The following is a 24,421-nucleotide window of genomic DNA, read 5'->3' as shown; positions in this document are numbered from 1 at the left end:
GGATGTAAAAAGGAGAGTCGTCAATGTCTAAAATTACATTTATCGGTGCAGGGAGTACCGTGTTTGCTAAAAATATATTAGGAGATTGTTTGTTCGTCCCTGCACTTAGCGGCTTTGAATTCGCATTATATGATATCGACCACAACCGGCTGAATGAATCAGACACGATGCTTCGGCATTTAAAAGAGAACTACGGTGCAAATGTGACCATTAAGCCCTATCACAACCGAAAAGAAGCCTTAAAGGATGCGAAATATGTCATCAATGCCATCCAGGTTGGAGGCTATCGGCCAAGCACTGTGATTGATTTTGAGATTCCGAAAAAATACGGATTAAGACAAACGATTGCGGATACGGTTGGCATCGGCGGCATCTTCCGCTTCCTTCGAACAATTCCTGTGATGTTTGATTTTGCAAAGGAGATGGAAGAGGTTTGTCCAAATGCTTTATTATTAAATTACACAAATCCAATGGCCACACTGACAGGTGCGATGCTGCGCTATACACCGATTCAAACGGTGGGTCTTTGTCATAGTGTGCAGGTGTGTACAAAGGATCTATTTGAATCACTTGAAATGGATCATGAAGGCATTGAAGAAAAAATTGCCGGCATCAACCATATGGCATGGTTATTAGAGGTGAAACGGGACGGAAAAGATTTGTACCCAGACATCAAAAGAAGAGCGAAAGAAAAGCAGCAAGCGCGGCATCATGATATGGTACGTTTTGAGCTGATGGATAAATTCGGCTACTATGTCACAGAATCCTCAGAGCACAATGCCGAATACCATCCTTATTTTATCAAATCACGCTATCCAGAACTGATCGGTCAATTTAACATTCCGCTCGATGAATACCCGAGACGCTGCGAGGAACAAATCAACAACTGGAATACAATGAAGCATGACCTTGTGGGCAATACACAGATCACACATACTCGCTCAAAAGAATATGGTTCTCGTATCATTGAAGCGATCGAAACGAACGTTCCCTTTAAATTTGGCGGGAATGTGCTGAACACAGGAGGACTCATTCACAATCTGCCTGAAAAAGCGTGTGTCGAAGTACCATGTGTTGCAGATCGCAGCGGCATCATGCCTTGCTATGTCGGAGAGATACCTGAACAATTGGCTGGACTCAACCGGACCAATATCAGCTCACAGCTCATGACAATCGAAGCAGCAATTAGCGGCAAAAAAGAGCACATTTATCAAGCGGCATTACTTGATCCACACACAAGCGCTGAACTATCCATTGATGACATCATCAAATTATGCGATGAACTCATTGAAGCACATGGTGAGATGCTCCCGCATTTTGCAGAACCGAATCAATATGCTGCATCAACCAACTTACAGAAATAAACCAGCCTCTACCTGATGCAACGCGCATCAGGTTTTTTATGCTGCAAAAAGAGGATTGACTGAAAGCGTTTTTAATATTATGATTTTTCTAAAGTTAACCAAAAGTTAATCGAAAAATCACCATGAATGAATCACATTCGGGAATCATTTCTCACAAACAAAGGGATAGGGCGTCAACCTTTCACACGTTAGAGCAAGCTTTTATCACAACGTAAACCAAAACGACAATAATATTTGACAAAGAGTGTATACAGATGGGCGCCCGTTAGATGAGACAATTACAACCATACACATCCTATAAGCATGACATTCTTTCATAAAAAGGAGAGAGGGAACATGACCAAAACAGATGTACAAATGTTGAAAAATTATATTGGCGGACAATGGATTGAGGCAGAAACAAGTCAAACAGAGGCAGTATATAACCCAGCTACTGGCGAGATCATCGCAGAAGTGCCGCTTTCAACAAAAAAGGATGTCGAACGTGCAGTACAGGCAGCAAAAGAAGCATTTACCACTTGGTCGAAAACACCCGTTCCCCGCCGTGCACGCATTTTATTTAAATATCAGCAGTTACTCGTTGAAAAATGGGATGAACTGGCTGAACTCGTAACGCTTGAAAACGGAAAAAGCATAACAGAAGCAAAAGGAGAAGTGCAGCGAGGGATTGAATGTGTCGAATTTGCCGCTGGTGCACCAACCTTAATGATGGGAAAACAATTACCAGATATCGCATCTGGACTCGAATCTGGCATGTACCGCTATCCGATTGGTGTCATTGGCGGCATTACGCCATTTAACTTTCCGATGATGGTCCCGTGCTGGATGTTCCCGCTTGCCATTGCCTGCGGAAATACGTTTGTTTTAAAACCTTCAGAACGAACGCCCATTCTTGCCGCGCAGTTAGCCGAGCTATTTGAAGAAGCGGGTCTTCCAAAAGGTGTTCTCAACATCGTCAATGGGGCTCACGATGTCGTCAACGGTCTGCTTGAACATCAAAAGGTCAAAGCCATTTCATTTGTCGGCTCTCAGCCAGTCGCAGAATACATCTATAAAAAAGGCACAGAGCATGGCAAACGTGTCCAAGCACTTGCAGGTGCAAAGAATCACTCCATTGTCCTCAAAGATGCAGATTTAGATGCGGCAACGAAACAAATCATTGGTGCTGCCTTTGGATCAGCGGGAGAGCGCTGCATGGCCGCGGCCGTTGTCGCGGTGGAAGAAGAAGTGGCAGATGAGTTCATTCAAAAATTAGTTGATGAATCGAACGAGCTCGTCATTGGAAATGGAATAAATGAAGATGTCTTTCTTGGTCCAGTCATTCGAAAGGAACATAAAGAACGAACGCTTCAATATATCCAGTCAGGGATTGAAGAAGGAGCAAGCCTCATTCGTGATGGTAGGAATGACCTTGAAACAAAGGGAAAAGGGTATTTCGTTGGACCGACGATTTTTGACCATGTCACAAATCAAATGAAAATTTGGCAGGACGAGATTTTCGCCCCAGTCTTATCAATTGTCCGTGTCTCTTCACTAACAGAAGCGATCGACCTGTCCAATCAATCAAAATTTGCGAACGGTGCCTGCCTTTACACGGACAGCGCATCAAGCATCAGAGAATTTCGCGAAAACATCGAAGCAGGTATGCTCGGCGTCAATATCGGTGTGCCCGCACCAATGGCATTTTTCCCGTTTTCCGGCTGGAAGGATTCTTTCTACGGGGACTTACATGCGAACGGAACAGACGGAGTAGAGTTTTACACAAGAAAGAAAATGGTGACCGCTCGTTATATGTAATCTACATTCATTGAATAAGAAGAAAAAATGCAGTTCCAAAGTGGAGGACTGTATTTTTTTATTGTCTCCTAGTCAAAAAGTAAGGGTTTTCATGATGGTTTTAGCAGTGATTTTCCCTAGAAATCATCCTTTGTATTCATTCTTCATCAGCTCATATCAACATAATTTGAAATTGGGCGTAAACCCCAATATTAGGAAGATGAAAACAGGAGGAAAATGACACGATGAGGAAGAGGATGAAGTGCGGTGTAGGTTTTTTGATTCTTGCTTTGGTGCTGAGCTGTATACCGGTATATGATGCGAGTGCAGCAAGTACCCCCATTGCAAAACGAGTAGGAAATGCAAATCCACTCATAGACCATCACCTGGGGGCGGATCCGTTTGCGCTCACCTATAACGGAAGAGTGTACATTTATATGTCGAGTGATGACTATGAATATCACAGCAATGGAACGATTAAGGATAATTCTTTTGCGAATTTGAATAGGGTCTTTGTCATCTCTTCGGCGGATATGGTGAACTGGACAGATCACGGAGCGATTCCAGTAGCTGGCGCAAATGGGGCCAATGGCGGGAGAGGGATTGCCAAATGGGCAGGCGCTTCCTGGGCTCCATCCGCTGCGGTGAAAAAGATCAATGGGAAGGATAAATTTTTCCTTTATTTTGCTAACAGCGGCGGAGGGATTGGCGTCTTGACAGCAGACAGCCCGATTGGACCTTGGAAAGATCCTATCGGAAAAGCGCTCGTCACGCCAAATACACCAGGGATGTCCGGTGTTGTATGGCTTTTTGATCCAGCCGTATTTGTAGATGATGACGGAACCGGTTATCTATATGCCGGAGGAGGCGTTCCAGGCGGTTCAAATCCAACGCAGGGACAATGGGCCAATCCTAAAACAGCGAGAGTTCTGAAACTAGGACCTGACATGACTAGTGTGGTTGGCAGCGCATCAACCATTGATGCTCCTTTTATGTTTGAAGATTCGGGTATGCATAAGTATAACGGTACCTATTACTATTCCTATTGCATCAATTTTGGCGGCTCCCACCCAGCAGATAAACCACCTGGTGAGATCGGTTATATGACGAGCTCAAGTCCAATGGGCCCCTTTACGTATAAAGGACACTTCCTGAAAAATCCGGGTGCATTTTTCGGCGGCGGCGGTAACAACCATCATGCTGTGTTCCATTTTAAAAACGAGTGGTATGTCGTGTATCACACGCAAACGGTGAGCTCTGCCTTATATGGGGCAGGGAAAGGCTACAGATCTCCCCACATTAATAAGCTTGTCCATAATGCTGACGGCTCCCTTCGAGAGGTCGCAGCCAATTTTGAAGGCGTTAAACAACTTTCCAACCTGAACCCTTATCAGCGGGTAGAAGCCGAAACATTCGCTTGGAATGGACGCATTTTAACAGATTCCTCCTCAGCACCTGGTGGGCCAGTCAATAACCAGCATGTCACAAACATTCAAAACGGTGATTGGGTGGCTATCAGTAATGTCGATTTCGGATCGAGCGGTGCCAGAACCTTTAAAGCCAATGTAGCATCCGCTTCAGGCGGACAAATAGAAGTACGTCTTGGCAGTCCAGACGGCAAAATTGCCGGAACACTCAATGTCCCTTCCACAGGCGGAAACTGGCGAGAAATAGAAACGGCAGTGAACGGAGCAGCAGGAGTGCACAACGTATTTTTTGTCTTCAAAGGAAATGGTGCCAACCTATTCCAATTTGATTCCTGGCAGTTTACTCAAAGGTAAACAAAATCAGATGCTGCGGCATCGATCACTGGTTGATGGGAGAGTGGGAAAATTTGATGTCCATAATCAAAAAACCAATTTGTACTTTATTGGTCTGCTGCACTATGCTGTCTGTCATGTTCATAGGGCCTGGGGTAACTGAGGTTTCAGCAGCAAGTGATGCGAATATTAATGTCAATGCGGAAAGACAAGTGATTCGCGGCTTTGGCGGAATGAACCACCCGGCTTGGATTGGTGATTTAACCGCCCCTCAAAGGGAAACCGCCTTTGGCAATGGGCAGAATCAATTAGGATTCTCCATTCTACGAATTAATGTAGACGAGAACAGAAATAATTGGCACAGAGAAGTTGCTACCGCCAAAAGAGCAATAGATCATGGCGCTTTAGTGATCGCTTCGCCTTGGAATCCTCCAAGCCATATGGTGGAGACTTTCAACCGTAATGGTGCGTCTGCAAAGCGGTTGAGATACAATCAATACGCCGCATATGCTCAGCATCTGAATGATTTTGTGACATACATGAAAAATAATGGTGTCAACCTCTATGCCATTTCTGTACAAAACGAGCCTGATTATGCACACGAATGGACATGGTGGACGCCTCAGGAAATCCTGCGATTCATGAGAGAAAATGCCGGCTCCATTAATGCACGCGTGATTGCACCAGAATCTTTTCAATACCTTAAAAATATATCAGATCCTATCTTAAACGATCCGCAGGCGCTTAGAAATATGGACATTCTCGGTGCCCATCTGTATGGAACCCAGATCAGCCAGCTTCCGTATCCTCTTTTTAAACAAAAAGGAGCGGGGAAAGAGCTGTGGATGACAGAGGTATATTACCCGAATAGTGATAACAATTCAGCGGACCGCTGGCCTGAGGCATTAGGGGTGTCAGAGCATATTCACCATTCGATGGTGGAAGGTGATTTTCAGGCGTATGTTTGGTGGTACATCCGCAGATCATACGGTCCTATGAAGGAAGATGGAATGATTAGCAAACGTGGCTACAACATGGCGCATTTCTCCAAGTTTGTGCGTCCAGGGTACGTCAGAATTGATGCAACGAAAAGCCCTGAACCGAATGTTTTCGTCTCAGCCTATAAAGGGGACAATAAGGTCGTCATTGTAGCGATTAATAAAAACAATACAGGCGTCAATCAACACTTTGTCATGCAAAATGGAACCGCTTCACAAGCGTCAAGATGGATTACGAGTAGTAACAGCAACCTTCAGCCTGGAACTGACTTAAATATATCAGGTAATCAATTTTGGGCTCATCTCCCGGCTCAAAGTGTGACAACATTTGTGGTCAAACGCTAAAAAAACACCAAAAGCCAATTTTCTCATTAAAAAAGAAAATTGGCTTTTTTCTGTGCAAATAGAAAGTTGATTTTTCACGATGTCTACACTTTGGGTATAATAATAACAATGACTTCAGGAGAGTGATCATAATGCCAAAGCTTCAAAGCAAAGTATTGATTATAGATGACGAAAAAGAAATTTTGGAATTAATCCATACAGTATTAACAAGAGAAGGCATTGACCGGGTGATAACAGCTTCAACTGCCCGTGATGGGCTCACGCAATTCCATCAAGAACATCCCGATCTCGTCATACTGGATATTATGCTGCCAGACGGTGAAGGCTACGATATTTGCAAACAAATCAGAGACGTCTCGCATGTTCCGATTATCTTTTTATCAGCAAAGGGAGAGGAATCAGACAAAATTGTAGGACTTGCCATTGGCGGCGATGATTACATTACAAAACCTTTCAGCCCAAAGGAAGTCGCCTACCGGGTAAAAGCCCAGCTGAGACGCTCATCATACTTACAGCCTTCTCAAGCTGATCCCGTGATCAAAAAAGGGCCATTTGAGTTAAACGAGCAGCAAGCCGAACTGACGAAAAATGGAGCGGTGATTGAGCTCACACCGAAAGAACTTATGCTGATGACCTATTTCTTGCAGCATCCGAATCGCGTGATCAGTAAAGAAACGCTTTATCAAACCGTTTGGGGAGAAGATTTCTTCGGTTCTGATAATACGGTGATGGTTCATATACGAAGACTTCGGGAGAAAATAGAGAATTCCCCATCTACACCAGAGTTTCTCGTGACGGTCAAAGGGCTTGGCTATAAATTTGTTGTAAAGGATGCGTAAGGATGAAATGGCGATTAACAGGCAGATATATGGTCTCTGTCATTATCGTGACCATTATCACGGTCTTTATCAACTTATTTGGATTCATGATCTGGCTTGTACTACAAGCAAGCAGCCAGCAAAACGAAGAAAATACGCCCGAAACCTTCACAAGAACATTTGAACAATACATAACCTTTTCCGATCAAGGCATCACTGTGAACAAAGAAGGACAGCAAGCCTTAAAACAACAAAATGCGTGGATTCAAATATTAGACGAAAATGGACAAGACGTCTATCATGCACACGCACCTAAAGGAATAAAGAGCAAATATACACCTATAGAAATCGTGAACATACATAAATATAAAGATAAGCAATTGCTATCGACCATTTATGCCGGCGGAAAAAAAGGAAAGGGCAGGGAATACAGCTACTTTATCGGATTTAAGAACCCTGCCATCGGAAAATATTTATTCTCGTTCGACACGAAGGACTTAATATCAAGATTCAATATCGGAACGATGATTTTATTATCGATCGATGCCATCATTGCCTTATTCATTGGATACTTATTCAGCCGGCAGCTCATCAAACCGCTCGGCCGTGCCATTCATGGAATCCAGCGGCTCGCAAACGGAGATTATACGACAAAGCTGCCAACTAAGGGAATATATAAAGATGTCTTCTACAATGTCAATCACTTATCAGAGCAGCTCGCTTCAAGCCAAAAAGAAAAAGACAAATTAGAGCAAATGCGGGAAGAGTGGATCAGTCATATTTCTCATGATATTAAAACACCATTATCCTCTATTCAAGGCTATGCAGAAATCATCAAAGATCCAAATTATCCTCTTTCAGATCAAGACATCAGACATTATGCCAGCATCGTAGAGAATAAATCACTGTACATCAAAGATGTCATGGAGGATCTAAATTTAACAACAAGGCTGAAAAATAACGACGTGATGCTGCATAAAGAGCTAGTGAACATTGTGCCGTTGCTGCGGGAAACGTTAATTGATATCCTAAACGATTCGAGATATGCAGAACAGACGATTGAGCTGCAAACGAATGTAGACAAGCTCATGCTAAATATTGATACGATCCTCATACGAAGAGCGGTCACCAATCTCATTTTAAATGCCCTTGTTCACAATGATTCTGATGTGAAAATCATTGTACAGCTGGAACAAAAAGAAAATACCCACATCACGATTAAAGATAATGGCAAAGGAATCGAAGAGGCAGAGCTAGAAAAAGTGTTTGACCGCTACTATAGAGGGACGAATACAGGAGGGACACATGCAGGCTCTGGTCTCGGGATGGCCATTGCAAAGGATATCATCCAAAAGCACGGCGGGGATATCACGATACGCAGTATGATAGGGGAAGGAACAACGATTGATATCCAATTACCCGCATGAATGGACATACAAAAAAACGGTTCTGATCAATCACAGAACCGTTTTTCCCATCTATTATTCTGAAAACACTTTAATGCCTTTGACAATGTTCCAAATGAAGAAGTAGATCGCCACAAGGAATGTCACAGCATACGTTGCAATTAAGAACGGACCAGCATGTCTGATATCGTTCATGCCAAGTAAACCTGAACCAAGGATACCAATGCCAAAAATCAAATAAGGAATAAAATGTGTCCATAGCGATTTTTTCGCATGATATTTCACTTCGTCCTTCCCTAAGAAATAGACGATAATCGGAAACAAAAATGGCGCAAAAAAGATACTGAAGTAACATAATGAAGACAAAATTTTATTTTCTCTCAAACCTTTTCACCTCTATGATTGATTTAGAAGGGGGAGAATCATTCGACTCAGCCCTCACTTCCTTACAAACCCATTGTACAACCTCAATCTTAACTTGTATTAATCCGAACCTTACAGCAACCTTAAAAATGTTAAACAATCGAACGATACATGAAAGATAAAGGAAATACAAGTTATGGAACTGCTGAGTCAAGACATAGAACCTGATACTTTAAGAAGGATTGTCCATCACAAACACGAAGAAATTGAAAGGAAAATTAAACGCTTCCGTCAAATTCAAGACCTTTTATCTAACTTGTTAAAGACCTCTGATAAAGAAATACAAGTCTACCTCGAATCATTTCGTGTGATACATCAGGATGAACAATAAAACAAATGAGTGTGGAAATTGTTAATGGAGAACGTTCTGAAGAAAGTATTCAATTTGAAAAATTATTCGCTTCCCAAAGTAATAAAGAGAGTTTTTCTAGTATTGAAAACACAAAGAAATTTCTTGATCAAAAAGGAATAGAAAATACGAAGCCTTATGCCATTGGAGATGATGTGAAGTTAATTAGTGAGATAAAAGAGCAGACATTCGAAGGCATGCAAGTTTTCACTTTGAATGACCAAACGTCACAAAAACAAAAAGTCATTCTATATATACATGGCGGCGCGTGGACAAATCAGCCTTTGAATTTCCATTGGTGGTTCATGGATAAGATGGCGCAATCACTCAATGCGAAAGTTGTGGCTCCTATTTACCCAAAAGTGCCTCATTATAGCTGCCAGGATACCTATCTGAAAATCCTAAACCTATATAAAGACCTTCTGAAAACTGTTGAAAGTGCCAATCAATTGACGATCATGGGAGATTCAGCTGGCGGGAATATCTCACTTGGTCTGGCGCACCTTTTAAAGAAGGAAGGTCTGCCGCAGCCGAAGGATATTATTTTATTATCTGCATGTGTTGACATGAGCTTAAGCAATCCTCTAATGTTTGAATATGCAAAAAAGGACCCGATTCTAGGTCCTGAAGGAATGGAAGTCATTGCAAAGATTTGGACAGCTGACAAAAATGTAACTGACCCATTGATCAGTCCCATTTACGGTGACTTTAAAGGACTTGGGAAGATTACTCATTTTATTGGAACACATGATATGTTATATCCAGATGCCATAAAGCTTGATGAAAAACTAACAGAACAAGGAATTGACATAAAAACCCTTGTTTATCCTGAAATGCTTCATGTATTTGTTGTCATGCCAATCCCTGAGGCACAAGATGCTCAGGAGAAAATCATTCAGGTAATCAATCGTTAGGGGTTGAGTTCACACAAAAAGATGCAGAATGATTTGATTGAAATAGTCGAAAGTTTAGTGAATGGGCTGCTTACTGGAAAGCAGCCTTTTTCAATTCAACATGAAATACATTCAGATAGTCAATTCACTTCGGGTTAAGTAATCCTTAAATTCCAATTTTTGTTTAAAACATACATATTTCCTATTAATATAATGAATGTTCACTTCTTCACTGGAGTTGACGAAGTGTCACCACTCCCTCAAACGTTATTTCAACTAGCTGATATTCGCTGCCTGTAAAACGCGGTCATTGAATCTACATTGATAAAAAGTACAATCGATAAACATAGCATTCTCCAATGTCATTCCTCTCATATCGCAGGAGGAGAATTCGCAATTGGTGAAAACGGCTTCGATTTTGGCAATGCCCACAGAGCGCAAGTCGGAACGAATAAAGGTACAATGATCAATCGTACTACCGTTGGGGTGAAATCCGTCCGAGCAAAGAGCGGGTATCTATTTCAATACAGCTTGACATGTGAATCAATTATCGATATGGTGTGAATGAGTTCACATTTTACATAAAGGAGTCATTTATGCCAAAAAATACTTTTTTTCGATTAAATGAAGCAAGGCGTGAGGACATATGTAATCGTGCTATGCATCTTTTTGTTGATCATCTTTACGAGGATATAACGATGAAGATGGTTTTGGATCGTTTGTCCATGCATCCCGGAACTTTTTATCGGTATTTTGAAGACAAAGATGACCTTTATTGTCTCTTAATACGACATGTGACCAAGAAAAGAGCTGCGTATTTTCATAACAACAATGAAGATTCTCTTTTTCAATTTTTCCTTACTGGCTTATTTGACAACACTAATGGCATTGCGACTGAGCCATTGAATGAACTGGAAATCAAACTCGTTGAAACATTTTTACACATTCCAGAGAACACCTTACTAAAAGTATATTTGAATGTGCTAAAGGGCGAGTCATTCCCCTTAATCAAGGACATGTTACGCCGCATGAGGGTTGATGGATATCTACGACCTGATATTGATGACGACCTCATTTCTTTTATGTTTGAATCTATGCAGTTTAATTTAGTCATGTTTTTTAGGGAATTCGATATTAAGGATTCTAACCTGCAGCATAAGATGAGCAAGTACTTTGCTGACTTTATGGGTCATGGGCTGCTTAGAGATGATAAATATGCTGAAGTTGTTAGCGATCTCAAGAAAGCCAAGGAATAAGGATGATGAACTGAAGATTGGATGTAACCATTTTACAGTTTTGAAAGCACTTATATCGCCATGTGTATTTCACATTCGCACTTTCATTTATTAAGGGGGAACAAAAGGATGAAAAGGTATGACACATTCCCAGAACCAATCGGCAGCTATACCGCCGCTCGTACCCAGATGGATTTTGAGTACACAGCATCAGATGACTCAAAAAGAGAATTGACCGCGTTTGTGTACTATCCGTCCGATAGCAGCGAAGGGAAGACTCCATCAACGTACATGTTTCCTGAAGTCTACGAAATGCTTCATGAGCAGCCACTTGTCACTGAGTATCTGAAAGAGAAGAATTTTTTCTCTATCGATATCAAGACTCATTGTTACGACGACCTTGCTCTTTCTGGGAAGAAAAAGCGCTATCCAGTGTTATTTTATGTTTGCGGCGGGGGCGGTTCACCGGAATGGGGGACAGCCATCTGTACAGACCTGGCAAGCCTGGGTTATGTTGTCGTCAGTATCGGCCATCAGAATAGCACAATGTATAAACGGAAAGATGGGAAGCTGTTGAATGTATCAAAGGATTTTTCGGATGTCATTATGGCGTTTTCTGAAGATCCGGAGATGATGGAGCTGGCTGGCAAGATGAAGATGCGGCCTGATGATGAAACGGCCATTGAGATGTGCCGTAACGTCCTGGCTCTGCCAATCATTAATCAGTTAACATTATATAGTGAACGACAGGCAGAAGATGTAAGGTACGTAGCCGATCATCTTCACAAACTAAACTCTGAAGAATTGGATTCTATCTTTCATGACAGACTGATGCTTGACGTCGGCATGGGCATCGTCGGACACTCTTATGGAGGACCTACGGCAGCGGTTGTTTGCAGGGATGACGACCGGTTTGCCTGCGGGATTGGCTTGGATAGCGGGGCATTCGGCCTTCTCGACAGCGACCTCAATAAACCCTTTTTGCTACTGTTTTCTGAACCGAACTATCATATGAATGCGATCATTGGCGCTAACAACAGCATGGTAACCTATTATTTCTCCGTTGATCGTGCTGCACATTTAGATTACTGTGACATCGTGTTTACCGGCGTAGATGAGCAACTGAGAGGCACAAGGGAGGCGGTAGAGATGCGAAATCTTGTGACGGACTATACGAAGACCTTTTTTGATCATTACATCCTGCAAAATGCTGCACGTGTGGAAAGCCTGTCATATGATGGCGTAGACTTAATCAAGAAAACCAGCAACAAGTGAGATAACGGAGAAGCTGCTGATCAAAGCCGTTTCAAGCGCCAGCTTAAAGTTGAATATCTCAGCTTTTCCGTTAAATACCAAATGCTGATTGTTTGGAAAAGAAGAGACCGTACTAAAAGATCTGTATTCCAAACAGCTTGTAGTGAATGAAGAGAAAAAAATGTAAAGTGGATCAATCCATCATCTTGATGATTAAATTAAAAGGGAACCATTTCAATGATTGCTCATATTAGCCTACAAATACTTCTCCCTCCGGATAACGTATTGGGCTTTTGGTTCGTTTCATAAAGATAAATACAATGGTCAGAGAACCTACTCTGCCAATAAACATCAGAATCGAAAGAATCACCTTACCTAAAAACGTTAACTCCGGTGTTAATCCCATAGGTCAAATGAGTGCATTGGCGCTTTGATGATCCAGCAAAAGCAGAAGGAACAGAAGAAGAGAAATGGGCATTTTCCCAAAGGGTGAGAGATGAAATTGGGGGCTGATTACAGCAGTTTGCTGTGACTGAAAAATATAGTTTTACATGATAAGCCATATTGAATCAATGGCTTATTTTTGTTTCGATCAATTGAAGACGTTCAGGCAGCTAGACTTTAAAAAACTTGATATTTAGTAATAGCACATTTACAGCCATCTTGAATGAAACAGGAAGATGATAGCAGACAAGATAAAAACATTTGATCCAACTCAAAAAGATATCTAGTGAATAAACGCCGCAAAAAACGATTTTTCATTGTTCTAATGAGCGATTGAATTGTTTTCGAAAAACTAGGCATGAGACAGCAAATACTGCGAATGCGCCTGCTGATCCAGCAGCAAACATCAGCTCAAATTGTTCTGGTTTGGATTTGAATAACAAAGGGACAGAAAGAATGAGAGCAGCACCACTAAAGCTCAATCCTAATATCAACATTGCCAATAATTTATTCATAGAAACACCTCGCAGACTCAGCATTGAAACATTAGGAACCGACTGATCTAAGAATCATGTTATGATTTGAAATCCTTTAAAATCCCTAAATCGAAGTGTCCAATTTATATCCTATGGGTGTCGGATGATTGGGTTCATTACAATTAAAGCACACATTCATGAAATAAACCATTTTAAACGAACACTGTTCTTTACGAACTATGTTCGTTATAATATAAATGAGATGTGGTTTTACACTACTTCCATAAAGAAGAGGAGATGCATACGATGCAGGCATTATCTAAAAAACAAAAGCAAATCGCTATCATTGGAGGAGGACCAGGAGGGCTAACACTCGCCTTAATTCTGCAAAATTACGGTATACAAACAACCATCTATGAACGGGAGATGCATGACAAGAGTCTTGAAAGAGGAGGCTCACTGGATATTCACGAAGAAACAGGTCAAAAAGCCTTAAAGGAAGCAGGAGTTTATGAGAAATTTCAAAAGAACGCTCGCTATGAAGGAGAAGATTTCCGGTTATTTGATAAAGCAGGAAGAATTTATCTAGACGAAGAAACTGAATCACATGAAAAAGGCACTCGGCCAGAAATTGATCGTGGTGTTTTGTGTGAAATGCTGTTAGATCAAATTGATGCTGAAAACATCAAATACGGATATAAACTAGATAGATGTGTTTCAGTAGAAAACGGCATGACAGAACTTCATTTTGAAAACGGGGTTGTCGAGACGGTTGACCTTTTGATTGGGGCAGATGGTGCATTTTCTCGTGTACGTCCGCTGTTAACAGATATTGATATTGAATACTCCGGGCTCACAATGCTGGAACTGAATGTCCTCAACGTAGAGGTGAACCACCCTGATTTAGCTGAATTTAATAAACGTGGTAAGATGTTTGCTTTAGCAGATCACAAAGGAATTATTGGTCAGTTAAACGGAGATGGACGAATAAAAGTGTATGCAAGCCTTATGGTAGAACGCAGCTGGATCGAGACTTGTGGCATTCCATTTAATCAAGCGAATGAAGCGAAAGAACCATTATTAGAGTTATTTAGTGATTGGGATGATCAGCTGAAAAATTATATTCGTTATGCAGAAGATGTCATCATTCCAAGACGTATTTATACGCTTCCTGTCGGTTTTAAATGGAACCGTCATAAAGGAGTAACGCTTATCGGTGATGCAGCCCATGTCATGACACCATTCGCAGGTGAGGGTGTAAACATGGCGATGTTTGATGCAATGGAGCTTGCACTTGCTATTGTCCGAAATCCTAATGATATTGAAAAGGCTATTGAAGAGTACGAAGAAATGATGTATGAATATTCATCGGAAAAGGCTCAGGAATCGGAGAATAGTTTAAAACTGTGTTTTTCAAAAGACGCTGCGGTCAAGCTTGCAGATATGATGAATTCTTTTCAAGTAAACGGTGATTGATGCTCAATTTACTATTTTACTTTGACATGTTATAAAGAGAGTATGAACAATTCAAATCGTCATATTATAAGTCGCCGGTCTCGGCCGGCTAAAGAGCCCTTAAGCCGTGAGCTTATTGTTAAAACTGCCTATTCGCTTCTTAAGGAGCAAGGGATAGAGGGCATGAGTATGCGTAAGGTGGCTAAAGCATTGGATACGGGACCTGCATCCTTGTATGTCTACGTGAACAATTTTCAAGAACTAAGTGCTTACGTATTGGATTATGGTCTCGGCCAAATGGTTTATCCAGATTCAGTGGATGGCACATGGAAAGAAAAGTTATGTGAAATATTGCATACTTATTTCCTGCTGCTATTAGAAAAACCTGGTCTTGCTGAAATTTCTCTTTCCACCATTCCACAAGGAACGAACTTTCTTCAGTTGACCGAACATATTCTCGCTGCATTGCATGAAGGCGGGATCAAATCTACATCCGCTGCATGGGGAGTAGACCTGTTACTGTTATACGTATCTTCCGTAGCTTACGAAAAGGTCTCTTGGAAGAAACAAGGCTCTTCGCAGATTTCAGACACAAAAAAAGCATTTCATGATGCAGACAAAACGCGTTTTCCTTTCATTCATAGTGTAAAAGAAGAAATGTTTGCAGGTGATCCCGTATCAATGGAACGGTTCCGATGGGGAATTGACGTCATTTTGTATGGAATCCAGAAAGAAAGCAATTAGAAAGGAGCACAAGCAAAAAGCAGTCAATGGCTGCTTTTTTTATATGGTTATTTTCACATTTGTGATCTTGTGAGCATCATGATATATAAATAAATCTATATATATTGCCTTTTTATATAAAAAATTATATAATTTAATGGAATAAAAAAATGAGGTGCTTAGGCATGGAACATATGAAGAATTTATTAGAGAGTTATATTCCTTTAGCAAAATCTACTGCAAAAATGTTTGGACCAAATTGCGAAGTGGTTATTCATGATTTAACGAACCCTCAAGCATCTGTCATGTTTACAGTAAATAACCATGTGACAGGAAGAGAAATCGGCCAATCATTTGATCATCTAGTAAAGACTGTATTACAATCAGAAGATTTTAAAGAAGATTATCTGGCTGGTTATACATTTGTAACAGAAGGTAAGCGTACGATTCGTTCTTCGACTTCATTAATACGTGATTCAAAGCAAAAGGTGATTGGTGCTTTCTGTATCAATTTTGATGTTGAAGCACTAAATCAAATGCAGCAATTTATGGATACTTTTCTTTCTACACAAGTGGAAGCTCAAGAGAAAGAAACAACATCAAATGATGATCTTGAAAATGTGGAAGAAATAGTAGATCAATTGATTCAACAAATCATTCAAAACAGTGTTCATCCAGTCATGAAACGTCATGAAAAAATTGAACTAATTAAATTTATGGATGAAAAGGGCATCTTTTTAATGAAAGGATCTGTTGAGAAGGTCGCATCTATGTTAGGCATTTCCAAAGTAACCGTCTATAGCTATTTGGATGAAATCAAAAATAAATCGAGGTAAGGAGTGTCAAAATGAAAAGCATACTCGAGGTAGGAAATCTAAAATCAAACGGACACTATGCATTCGCAACCATTCATCAAAACACGGTTTATGTTTCAGGACAATTTGCCATCAATCCCGAAACGAGAGAAAAAGAGTTCGGCCCCATTGAAGAAGAGACATTACAAGCGCTTAAGAATGTAGAGATGATTGTAGAGGCTGCTGGAAGTAAAAAAGAGAAGATCTTGCGCATGACATTATACATTTCGAATATTCATTTATGGGACAAAGTAGATGCTGTTTATACTAATTTTTTCGGTGAACATAAACCAGCACGTACTATTGTACCAACGAATGAATTACATTTTGGTTTCAAAATTGAAATTGATGCCATTGCATATATTTAAGATATTTTTTTGCCTACTCTATATAAAAAATTATATTTCATATAAAAAAATATTCGAAGGGGTAGATGATTGATGAATCAATTGATTTGTAACCATTGCGGGAAAAAGTATGAGATGACACCAACTCTATGGAAATGTGATTGTGGTGGAGTATTAAATCTGGTGAAAGATACTCCGAAAATAGATGTTGCAGCTTGGGATCACTATCCAAACTCATTATGGCGTTATGTTGAAACCATGCCATTTTCAAAAGGTTCTAAGACTTGGGAAACTGTCACAATGGGGGAGGGTCAATCACCTTTAATCGTTCTAGATCCTAATGAGCCAAACACTTATGTAAAAGTTGATTATATGATGCCGACCTTATCCTTTAAAGACCGAGGAGCCGCTGTTTTGATGACAAAAGCTAAGGAACTCGGGGTATCAAAAGTGATTGCTGATAGTAGCGGGAATGCAGGAACGGCGATTGCAGCTTATGCAGCACGTTGTGGTATTGCCTGTGACATCTATCTAAGCGATGAAACTTCGCCTAAAAAGGTCGCTCAAATAAAAGCACATGGAGCAACGATTAAAGAAATTCGCGGTACACGAGAGGACATTGCAGCTGCGGCACAAAAGGCAGTAGACAATGAAAACGTTTTTTATGCAAGCCATGTGTATAATCCTTATTTTTTTGAAGGAACAAAAACATATGCCTACGAAATCTATGAGCAACTAAAAGGAGCACCTGATACTTTAATCATTCCGGTTGGAAACGGTACTCTCCTCCTAGGTGCATATTATGGCTTTAAAGAGTTATTTGAAAATGGTCTCATTCATAAAATACCGAAAATCGTTGCCATACAAGCGAAAAACTGTGCACCACTTGTGAAAGCTTATCAAAATGCGAAAGGATTAGCATCACCTGTGACGAATAAAGGGACCTTAGCAGAAGGGATAGCAATTGCAGCCCCAGCTCGCTCCAAACAAATTTTAGAAGCTGTACAAGATACCAATGGTACGTTTATTGATATTAAAGAAGATGAGATTCTAAATGCACGCTCTAAACTAAGTGAGAAAGGATTTTATGTGGAAGTGACATCTGCAGTTAATTTTGCTGGCTACATGAAATATCAAAAGGAATCAGAAGAAACCATTGTCATACCTCTTTGTGGTGCAGGGATTAAATCAAAATAACCCTATTAGAATTGTCTCTCTTTGAAAATATGGAAATCCGCCATTGCGAAGCAGATTGGTCTTACACCGACTTCCATTTGAAAACTATCAAGATGACATCATTCCATTGCTGGATCTTTAGGATTCTGATAGTTACTTAATACCAGATGTGTGTAAGACCGTTGCAGTTAGATTGCGTCAACTAATCCGCACTTGGCCTGATGATGATATAGATAAAAAGAACGCTCTCTATTTGGTAGGAGGAATGGAGCTAGCGCATCAACAAAATGAGCCATTGGGATTTATATAAGAATAGGAATTGTCATATGACAGACCATTGAAAGAAATGTAGATCCATTTTATGCTTTATAAACAATAGTCAAATAAGGATTCTACAATAATCAATTTTTTTGATGAATAAAAAATAAAAGAAAAAAACATTAATCAATAATTTTAACGCGAATAAATTTTTGTTCAAATCATATAATCAATTGATTATATAAGTATTCAGTTATATAATATTGGAGGATTTGATAACAGGGACCGTCACCAATATTTAAAAGAGGGAGGGAATCATTGTGACTTCAGATGTTTCAATTGGTTTGTTACATATGTCGAATTGTTTAAAAATACTCAGTGATCAAACAAGACTCATTATGATGAAATTGTTTTTGGAGAAGGAATATTGTGTTTGTGAACTGGTAGATATGTTCGAAATGAGTCAACCAGCGATTAGTCAGCATTTACGAAAATTAAAAAAAGCTGGATTTGTTCATGAGAACAGAAAAGGGCAGTGGCGTTATTATTCAATCAATACACTGTCTCCAGAATTTGAGACGATTCGTATCATCTTAAATCAAATTGATAAAGAAGATGACCTTTTAAAAAGTATACAACATAAAGCAACAAACATTTCTTGTTCGTAAGGAGGGATGGGTTTGAGTTTTGCCGTTTTATCATTACTCATATTTTTGTTAACTTTGGTATTGGTTATTTGGCAGCCAAAAAATTTATCCATAGGGTGGTCCGCATGTGGAGGGGCCGTTTTAGCATTAATCGTAGGTGTTGTGAATGTTGACGATGTGATCACCGTGACAGGCATCGTTTGGAATGCGACTTTAGCTTTTGTTGCCATTATCGTCATTTCACTCATACTTGATCGAATCGGCTTTTTTGAATGGGCAGCATTGCATATGGCAAAGGCTGCAAAAGGCAGTGGGCTGCGTATGTTTGTGTATGTGACCATCCTTGGTGCAATCGTCGCTGCTTTATTTGCAAACGATGGTGCAGCACTTATTTTGACACCCATTGTTTTAGCCATGGTCAGAGCATTACACTTCAATGAAAAAATTGTATTCCCTTTTATTATCGCGAGTGGGTTTATTGCAGATACAACTTCGCTTCCCCTTGTCGTAAGTAATTTGGTGAACATTGTAACAGCCGACTATTTCAACATTACGTTTATTGAATATGCATCCAGAATGGTCGTTCCAAACCTTTTTTCATTGCTAGCGAGTATCACTGTACTGTACCTTTTCTTTAGAAAGAGTATACCTAAACGCTATGATCTGACTGAGTTAAAGCACCCTAGTGAAGCAATAAAAGATCCAAAGATGTTTAGATTATCTTGGTATATATTAGCTTTTTTATTGATTGGTTATTTTGCAAGCGAGTTTTTATCTATACCTGTATCGGTCATAGCTGGTGTGATTGCCATTTTATTCTTGGTCATTGCACAAAAAAGCCCTGCTGTTCAAACAAAAAGCGTTCTAAAAGAAGCACCATGGGCGATCGTTTTCTTTTCCATAGGTATGTACGTTGTTGTCTATGGCATGCGAAATGCAGGGCTCACTGATGCTCTTTCAAGCGTGATCCAAGCTGTAGCAGATCAAGGTTTATTGGCAGGGACTCTTGGTATGGGATTTATCGCAGCAATTCTTTCATCTGTCATGAATAATATGCCGACGGTCATGATCGATGCATTAGCCATATCCGGTACCGATACACAAGGAATGATGAGAGAAGCGTTAATTTACGCAAATGTCATTGGTTCAGATTTAGGACCAAAAATTACGCCCATTGGCTCCTTAGCAACACTACTGTGGCTCCACGTCCTTTCTCAAAAAGGTGTGAAGATTTCCTGGGGGACATATTTCAAAATAGGAGTCATTTTAACTGTACCAACACTATTCATCACGCTTTTAGCTTTGTATTTCTGGCTAATGATTATACATTAAAGGAGACGATCAACATGTCAAAGAAAACAATTTACTTTTTATGTACCGGTAATTCTTGCCGCAGTCAAATGGCTGAAGGTTGGGCTAAAAAACATCTTGGAGATGAGTGGAAGGTCTATAGCGCTGGTATTGAAGCTCATGGATTAAACCCGAATGCTGTAAAAGCAATGAAAGAAATAGGGATTGATATATCTAATCAAACGTCTGATCTGATTGATCAGAACATATTGCAAAATGCTGACTTAGTCGTCACACTATGCGGTGATGCAGCTGATAAATGCCCGATGACTCCACCTCATGTCGAACGTGTCCATTGGGGCTTTGATGATCCAGCAAAAGCAGAAGGAACAGAAGAAGAGAAGTGGTCATTTTTCCAAAGGGTAAGAGATGAAATTGGAGATCGATTGAAACAATTTGCTGAGACTGGAGAATAATATCTTTTATATTGTGAAAGGAGACATCAATTCAGTGGATTGCGATGATCGAGTATGCAAAAATTCTATGGGATTGGCTAATAAGTCAAGCAAAGGAAAATGAGTGTGAACAATTTCATTTAGATTCTGGTGTTCATAGGCATGATGCACATAGATTCTACCTTAAAGTTGGATTAGATATTACTTGTCACCATTTTCAAATGTCTCTTTAACAAATGGAAGGTCAGCATCGATTAGGTGGAATTAAGTTATATTTAGAAGAAACAAATGCATTCATTAATGTGCCATTTTTAGCTTTTCATTATTTGGAAGATGAAGAAGAGATCAGTTTATTTGATACTATCAACACTAAAGCTAAAGGTATAGGGTCTTCTTTAAGCCAATATCTAAAAATGGACTCAGAAGATTTGAGTTGGGTGGCAGCACGACTTATTATCCAACCAGACAGTCCATTTCATGATTTAGGAACAATTGTAGGCATGAGAACAACTTCTAAATGCGTTACTTTACAAACACATTTATAATACTCTCGTCTATTTAACAAAGCAGAACAAACTATCTGAGTTGTCAAAAGAAAAATTACTTAGTTGATATATATAACCATACCAAAGAAGAAAAGGAGAGAAGAAGAATTATGGAGATAACGCCTGTAGTATTAATAGGAGATAGAGTAAAGATACAACCTATGGAAGATTATCACGTACAGGAATTATTTGATGCGGGAAACAATCCAGATATATGGGCACACATGCCAATGAGGGTTCAATCGATTGAAGATATGAAGTCCCTTGTGAATGGAGCACTTCAAGCGAGAGAGCAAGGAAGCGAATTTCCTTTTGTTATCTTGGATAAGAATTCGGGGAAAATTGTGGGAAGCACTCGTTTTCTTAATATATCCATACCAAATCGTAACTTGGAAATTGGTTGGACATGGCTGTCTCCAACTGTTTGGCGAACTAGAATAAATACAGAATGTAAGTATCTTCTTTTGAAACACTGCTTTGAAACACTTGGGACAATTCGTGTTCAGTTGAAAACAGATAGCAGAAATGTGCGGTCTCAGCAGGCAATTGAACGGTTGGGTTTGGTAAAAGAAGGGGTGCTTCGAAATCATATGGTGATGCCTGACGGTTATTTAAGAGACTCTGTGTATTACAGTGTAATCGACCTAGAATGGGTGCTAGTGAAGGACAAATTGGAGAGTATGCTACAATAATCTCGTATTTTCGAAGTGTTGCTTATAAAACTAAAGGGTGCTTTGACTTAACAAAGGAGGTAGCTGCGGCACCTCCTTTTCTTATTGAACAAACGGAGCAACTAACTTTACTTAAACAATTATGACCCTAACGAAAGAGGCAGTTGGAGATGGATAAGAGGGACTGTACCATAATGGATCCACATTTACCTTCTAGTACATATGAAGCTATGAAGACGAAATCTTATTCATTTCTTTTTATTAGTTTACATAATATATATTCTAGGAAGTTATAAAAAGAATGTATTTCTTTTGTCTCAAATCTAAGTATACTTATCTTATTGAGACAAAAAAGAAAAAATCAAAATCCTTGTTTATTCGCGTTTATTCGCCAGATTTTAATTCACCAAGATATTTTATGATTTTCGCAGGATTTCCGCCAACCACGACGTTTGCTGGAACACTTTTTGTCACAACGGCACCAGATGCTATGACAGCATTGTCGCCAATCCATACGTGGTTTCCAATGGTGACTGGTTTGCCGAATTCAATGCATTTTGCACGTTCTATGGTAATTTTGCAAACGTCTAATAATACTGCATCAAAATTTGCAAAAAATGCTCGCCAACCTCGATATTGTATCCGTAATCGCACTGCAGCCTTCCTTCAAAAACGACATCATTTCCGCAAGCGCCTAATAATTCCTTTAAAATGGATGTTCTTTTTTCTGGCTGATTGGTTTGCTGGTATGCAAATGTCAATTGTCTCGCTCTTTTTCGATCTGCAATTAGGGTTTGGTCACACTAGATACATAATGTTCTCCTTGGATCATTTTTTCCTTTTCACTTTTCATGTTGATCCTCTCCTCCCCTTCTATTTATCCTGATACATCATTTGGTAACCAATTGACCATTCGACATATTCCAAATGACGTCTTAACCTGTGATAGCGCTGCCTTTAAGTTTGTTTGTACATTTCTGGCTCAATCCCGTCTCCTTTCACCGACATGCTTCCTCCCCATTATGTTTATTTTAAAGAATTGGGAAGGCAAGATTTATTTTGACTAGAATTGGTCATGTTCCTGCCTCAAGTTATTTACGAATCAGCTCATCTCATTTATAATCGAGTAGATTTGTTCAGTTACAGATATATCTTTAAATGTGAGGGATTAGATGGAATTAAAGTGGTATAAAGCGATTATAGTTATTTTCACGATGTCTGGTATTTCCATCTCTACATGGTTTTCACGGACACCGGAAGTTAGAGATTTATTACAAGCCAATACAGGAACGATGGGACTTATTTTACTTGGCTTATCCGTTGGTTCAATTGTCGGGCTTATTCTTTCAAATGTATTTGTTCGAAAAAAAGGCGGCCGCGTGGCGATTGTGATTAGTGCTTTTTTGATGTTCCTTGGATTCACCACTCTTGCCATTGGTTCAACACTCTCTTCTATCTTTGTTGTCACTGCCGGTCTATTTCTTTTTGGAGCAGGCTCAGGTATGTGCAATGTGGCGATGAACCTAGAAGGGACAGAAATTGAATACAGTATCAAGAAAACCATTTTGCCTATATTGCACGCTTCCTTTAGCATTGGCACTTTAATTGGAGCAGGAGCTGGCATTCTTTTTATTCATCTAGGGGTCTCTGTGCTGAATCACCTACTAGTCATTGCCCTTCTTTTCTTTCTCAGCATCTTGATTTGCACACGGTTTATTCCGCACGGTACAGGAAAGGATCAGCATGAGAAGCAGTCAGATACAATAGATGATACTCAAACGCCATGGCTGAACAAACGAACGGTCTCTCTTGCGATGATCGCCTTATGTCTTGCGTTTGTCGAAGGGTCTGCCAATGATTGGATTCCACTTGCGATGGTGGATGGCTACCAGGTTTCACATTCCATGAGTACAGTCATCTATGCTTTATTTTTATGCGGGATGATTAGCGGCAGACTAATCAGCGGACGTTTGATCGATCGTTTCGGCAGGGTGTTATTGCTAAGAATTGCGATTTTATCAGCCGCCGCCGGACTATTTCTGGTCATTTTAAAGATTTCACTTGTTGTATGTATGATATCGATCTTTTTATGGGGACTTGGCGCTTCTTTAGGCTTCCCGCTAACCATTTCTGCAGCTGGTGATGATAGCCGGTACGCCGTGAAACGCGTCAGCATTGTGACCTTATCAGGTTATACAGCCTCTCTTTCTGGGCCGCCTATATTAGGGCTGCTTGCCAATCAAGTAGGACTGCTTCATGCCTTTATTTTTGTTTTATTCGCCATATGTATTGCAGGAATCTTTACAAAAGCTGTAGCAAAACCGCGTTCATTACAAGTTCACTAAAAGTGTCTGATCCTCGATCATGGCACTTTTTTTAAATTTAAAAAATAAAATTGAAACCTTTCATGAAGTGAAACAGTCCTATAAATGTCCTGATGTTTATCGCTTTTTTAAAGA

Annotated in this window: 23 protein-coding genes and 2 pseudogenes; 21 read left to right on the top strand and 4 right to left on the bottom strand. The window is 40.0% G+C overall.

Features of this window, described 5'->3' with window-relative positions:
* Positions 1-23 precede the first annotated feature (23 nt).
* The 6 genes from GKC25_RS08560 (at position 24) to GKC25_RS08535 (ending at position 8,488) form a co-directional block, all read left to right on the top strand.
* Positions 24-1,364 (top strand): alpha-glucosidase/alpha-galactosidase, encoded by a 1,341-nt coding sequence (locus GKC25_RS08560; protein WP_187704531.1) that lies wholly within the window; start codon positions 24-26, stop codon positions 1,362-1,364.
* Between the two features lie 336 nt (positions 1,365-1,700).
* A complete protein-coding gene (locus tag GKC25_RS08555) occupies positions 1,701-3,161 on the top strand; it encodes a CoA-acylating methylmalonate-semialdehyde dehydrogenase (protein WP_342689965.1) in 1,461 nt (486 codons plus the stop codon).
* Positions 3,162-3,385: 224 nt separating this feature from the next.
* Positions 3,386-4,921 (top strand): glycoside hydrolase family 43 protein, encoded by a 1,536-nt coding sequence (locus GKC25_RS08550; RefSeq protein ID WP_376745168.1) that lies wholly within the window; start codon positions 3,386-3,388, stop codon positions 4,919-4,921.
* Between the two features lie 53 nt (positions 4,922-4,974).
* Positions 4,975-6,243, top strand: coding sequence for a glycoside hydrolase family 30 beta sandwich domain-containing protein (locus GKC25_RS08545; protein WP_095285226.1), 1,269 nt, complete (start codon positions 4,975-4,977; stop codon positions 6,241-6,243).
* A 131-nt stretch (positions 6,244-6,374) separates the two neighbouring features.
* Complete coding sequence (locus GKC25_RS08540) at positions 6,375-7,082, top strand: response regulator transcription factor (protein ID WP_034660819.1); 708 nt, start codon at positions 6,375-6,377, stop codon at positions 7,080-7,082.
* A 2-nt stretch (positions 7,083-7,084) separates the two neighbouring features.
* Positions 7,085-8,488 (top strand): sensor histidine kinase, encoded by a 1,404-nt coding sequence (locus GKC25_RS08535; protein WP_187704529.1) that lies wholly within the window; start codon positions 7,085-7,087, stop codon positions 8,486-8,488.
* 54 nt (positions 8,489-8,542) lie between these two features.
* Here GKC25_RS08535 and GKC25_RS08530 read toward each other — a convergent pair whose 3' ends face one another.
* Positions 8,543-8,851, bottom strand: coding sequence for a DUF4870 domain-containing protein (locus tag GKC25_RS08530; RefSeq protein ID WP_034660817.1), 309 nt, complete (start codon positions 8,849-8,851; stop codon positions 8,543-8,545).
* A gap of 375 nt (positions 8,852-9,226) precedes the next feature.
* On the opposite strand from GKC25_RS08530, the gene GKC25_RS08525 reads away from it, so the two are divergent.
* Positions 9,227-10,153 (top strand): alpha/beta hydrolase fold domain-containing protein, encoded by a 927-nt coding sequence (locus tag GKC25_RS08525; RefSeq protein ID WP_095285224.1) that lies wholly within the window; start codon positions 9,227-9,229, stop codon positions 10,151-10,153.
* 255 nt (positions 10,154-10,408) lie between these two features.
* Here GKC25_RS08525 and GKC25_RS08520 read toward each other — a convergent pair whose 3' ends face one another.
* A complete protein-coding gene (locus GKC25_RS08520) occupies positions 10,409-10,564 on the bottom strand; it encodes a pentapeptide repeat-containing protein (RefSeq protein WP_223251117.1) in 156 nt (51 codons plus the stop codon).
* A 164-nt stretch (positions 10,565-10,728) separates the two neighbouring features.
* Here GKC25_RS08520 and GKC25_RS08515 point away from each other — a divergent pair, with 164 nt between their 5' ends.
* The 3 genes and pseudogenes from GKC25_RS08515 to GKC25_RS08505 form a co-directional block, all read left to right on the top strand.
* Positions 10,729-11,388, top strand: a complete 660-nt coding sequence (locus GKC25_RS08515) for a TetR/AcrR family transcriptional regulator (RefSeq protein ID WP_106037267.1) — start codon at positions 10,729-10,731, stop codon at positions 11,386-11,388.
* 108 nt (positions 11,389-11,496) lie between these two features.
* The gene (locus tag GKC25_RS08510; protein WP_187704527.1) at positions 11,497-12,642 is read left to right on the top strand and encodes a choline esterase; all 1,146 of its coding nucleotides are present in this window, start codon (positions 11,497-11,499) and stop codon (positions 12,640-12,642) included.
* A gap of 399 nt (positions 12,643-13,041) precedes the next feature.
* Positions 13,042-13,134, top strand: a pseudogene (locus GKC25_RS08505) (arsenate reductase); the annotation flags it as partial.
* Positions 13,135-13,379: 245 nt separating this feature from the next.
* On the opposite strand, the gene GKC25_RS08500 reads toward GKC25_RS08505, so the two are convergent.
* Positions 13,380-13,580 (bottom strand): hypothetical protein, encoded by a 201-nt coding sequence (locus GKC25_RS08500; protein ID WP_034660801.1) that lies wholly within the window; start codon positions 13,578-13,580, stop codon positions 13,380-13,382.
* A gap of 267 nt (positions 13,581-13,847) precedes the next feature.
* Here GKC25_RS08500 and GKC25_RS08495 point away from each other — a divergent pair, with 267 nt between their 5' ends.
* The 10 genes from GKC25_RS08495 (at position 13,848) to GKC25_RS08450 (ending at position 21,983) form a co-directional block, all read left to right on the top strand.
* Positions 13,848-15,017, top strand: coding sequence for an FAD-dependent oxidoreductase (locus GKC25_RS08495; protein WP_034660800.1), 1,170 nt, complete (start codon positions 13,848-13,850; stop codon positions 15,015-15,017).
* Positions 15,018-15,059: 42 nt separating this feature from the next.
* Positions 15,060-15,740, top strand: coding sequence for a TetR/AcrR family transcriptional regulator (locus GKC25_RS08490; protein WP_034660799.1), 681 nt, complete (start codon positions 15,060-15,062; stop codon positions 15,738-15,740).
* A gap of 164 nt (positions 15,741-15,904) precedes the next feature.
* The gene (locus tag GKC25_RS08485) at positions 15,905-16,555 is read left to right on the top strand and encodes a helix-turn-helix transcriptional regulator (protein WP_034660798.1); all 651 of its coding nucleotides are present in this window, start codon (positions 15,905-15,907) and stop codon (positions 16,553-16,555) included.
* Between the two features lie 11 nt (positions 16,556-16,566).
* Positions 16,567-16,941: a RidA family protein gene (locus tag GKC25_RS08480; RefSeq protein ID WP_034660797.1), complete on the top strand. Its 375-nt coding sequence runs from the start codon at positions 16,567-16,569 to the stop codon at positions 16,939-16,941.
* A gap of 72 nt (positions 16,942-17,013) precedes the next feature.
* Positions 17,014-18,117, top strand: a complete 1,104-nt coding sequence (locus GKC25_RS08475; protein WP_106037725.1) for a threonine synthase — start codon at positions 17,014-17,016, stop codon at positions 18,115-18,117.
* Positions 18,118-18,674: 557 nt separating this feature from the next.
* A complete protein-coding gene (locus GKC25_RS08470) occupies positions 18,675-19,022 on the top strand; it encodes an ArsR/SmtB family transcription factor (protein ID WP_034660794.1) in 348 nt (115 codons plus the stop codon).
* Between the two features lie 12 nt (positions 19,023-19,034).
* On the top strand, positions 19,035-20,333 hold the full coding sequence (locus GKC25_RS08465) for an arsenic transporter (RefSeq protein WP_106030949.1): 1,299 nt from the start codon (positions 19,035-19,037) through the stop codon (positions 20,331-20,333).
* 14 nt (positions 20,334-20,347) lie between these two features.
* Positions 20,348-20,767: an arsenate reductase (thioredoxin) gene (arsC, locus tag GKC25_RS08460; RefSeq protein ID WP_034660792.1), complete on the top strand. Its 420-nt coding sequence runs from the start codon at positions 20,348-20,350 to the stop codon at positions 20,765-20,767.
* 215 nt (positions 20,768-20,982) lie between these two features.
* The gene (locus GKC25_RS08455) at positions 20,983-21,291 is read left to right on the top strand and encodes a hypothetical protein (protein ID WP_187704592.1); all 309 of its coding nucleotides are present in this window, start codon (positions 20,983-20,985) and stop codon (positions 21,289-21,291) included.
* Between the two features lie 110 nt (positions 21,292-21,401).
* On the top strand, positions 21,402-21,983 hold the full coding sequence (locus GKC25_RS08450) for a GNAT family N-acetyltransferase (RefSeq protein ID WP_095285218.1): 582 nt from the start codon (positions 21,402-21,404) through the stop codon (positions 21,981-21,983).
* 363 nt (positions 21,984-22,346) lie between these two features.
* On the opposite strand, the pseudogene GKC25_RS08445 reads toward GKC25_RS08450, so the two are convergent.
* Positions 22,347-22,815 (bottom strand): annotated as a pseudogene (locus GKC25_RS08445) (maltose acetyltransferase domain-containing protein).
* Between the two features lie 319 nt (positions 22,816-23,134).
* On the opposite strand from GKC25_RS08445, the gene GKC25_RS08440 reads away from it, so the two are divergent.
* Positions 23,135-24,307 (top strand): MFS transporter, encoded by a 1,173-nt coding sequence (locus tag GKC25_RS08440; RefSeq protein ID WP_034660790.1) that lies wholly within the window; start codon positions 23,135-23,137, stop codon positions 24,305-24,307.
* Positions 24,308-24,421 lie beyond the last annotated feature (114 nt).

It is taken from the genome of Bacillus pumilus (assembly GCF_038738535.1).
Lineage (GTDB): Bacteria > Bacillota > Bacilli > Bacillales > Bacillaceae > Bacillus.
The sequence above is the reverse complement of the archived record's forward strand: the minus strand, read 5'-3'. Positions and strand labels throughout refer to the sequence as shown.

Coding starts and splice junctions, on each gene's coding strand:
- GKC25_RS08560 (WP_187704531.1), top strand. CDS start 24: ATGTCTAAAATTACATTTATCGGTGCAGGGAGTACCGTGTTTGCTAAA.
- GKC25_RS08555 (WP_342689965.1), top strand. CDS start 1,701: ATGACCAAAACAGATGTACAAATGTTGAAAAATTATATTGGCGGACAA.
- GKC25_RS08550 (WP_376745168.1), top strand. CDS start 3,386: ATGAGGAAGAGGATGAAGTGCGGTGTAGGTTTTTTGATTCTTGCTTTG.
- GKC25_RS08540 (WP_034660819.1), top strand. CDS start 6,375: ATGCCAAAGCTTCAAAGCAAAGTATTGATTATAGATGACGAAAAAGAA.
- GKC25_RS08535 (WP_187704529.1), top strand. CDS start 7,085: ATGAAATGGCGATTAACAGGCAGATATATGGTCTCTGTCATTATCGTG.
- GKC25_RS08525 (WP_095285224.1), top strand. CDS start 9,227: ATGAGTGTGGAAATTGTTAATGGAGAACGTTCTGAAGAAAGTATTCAA.
- GKC25_RS08515 (WP_106037267.1), top strand. CDS start 10,729: ATGCCAAAAAATACTTTTTTTCGATTAAATGAAGCAAGGCGTGAGGAC.
- GKC25_RS08510 (WP_187704527.1), top strand. CDS start 11,497: ATGAAAAGGTATGACACATTCCCAGAACCAATCGGCAGCTATACCGCC.
- GKC25_RS08500 (WP_034660801.1), bottom strand. CDS start 13,580: ATGAATAAATTATTGGCAATGTTGATATTAGGATTGAGCTTTAGTGGT.
- GKC25_RS08495 (WP_034660800.1), top strand. CDS start 13,848: ATGCAGGCATTATCTAAAAAACAAAAGCAAATCGCTATCATTGGAGGA.
- GKC25_RS08490 (WP_034660799.1), top strand. CDS start 15,060: ATGAACAATTCAAATCGTCATATTATAAGTCGCCGGTCTCGGCCGGCT.
- GKC25_RS08485 (WP_034660798.1), top strand. CDS start 15,905: ATGGAACATATGAAGAATTTATTAGAGAGTTATATTCCTTTAGCAAAA.
- GKC25_RS08480 (WP_034660797.1), top strand. CDS start 16,567: ATGAAAAGCATACTCGAGGTAGGAAATCTAAAATCAAACGGACACTAT.
- GKC25_RS08475 (WP_106037725.1), top strand. CDS start 17,014: ATGAATCAATTGATTTGTAACCATTGCGGGAAAAAGTATGAGATGACA.
- arsC (WP_034660792.1), top strand. CDS start 20,348: ATGTCAAAGAAAACAATTTACTTTTTATGTACCGGTAATTCTTGCCGC.
- GKC25_RS08455 (WP_187704592.1), top strand. CDS start 20,983: ATGGAAGGTCAGCATCGATTAGGTGGAATTAAGTTATATTTAGAAGAA.
- GKC25_RS08450 (WP_095285218.1), top strand. CDS start 21,402: ATGGAGATAACGCCTGTAGTATTAATAGGAGATAGAGTAAAGATACAA.
- GKC25_RS08440 (WP_034660790.1), top strand. CDS start 23,135: ATGGAATTAAAGTGGTATAAAGCGATTATAGTTATTTTCACGATGTCT.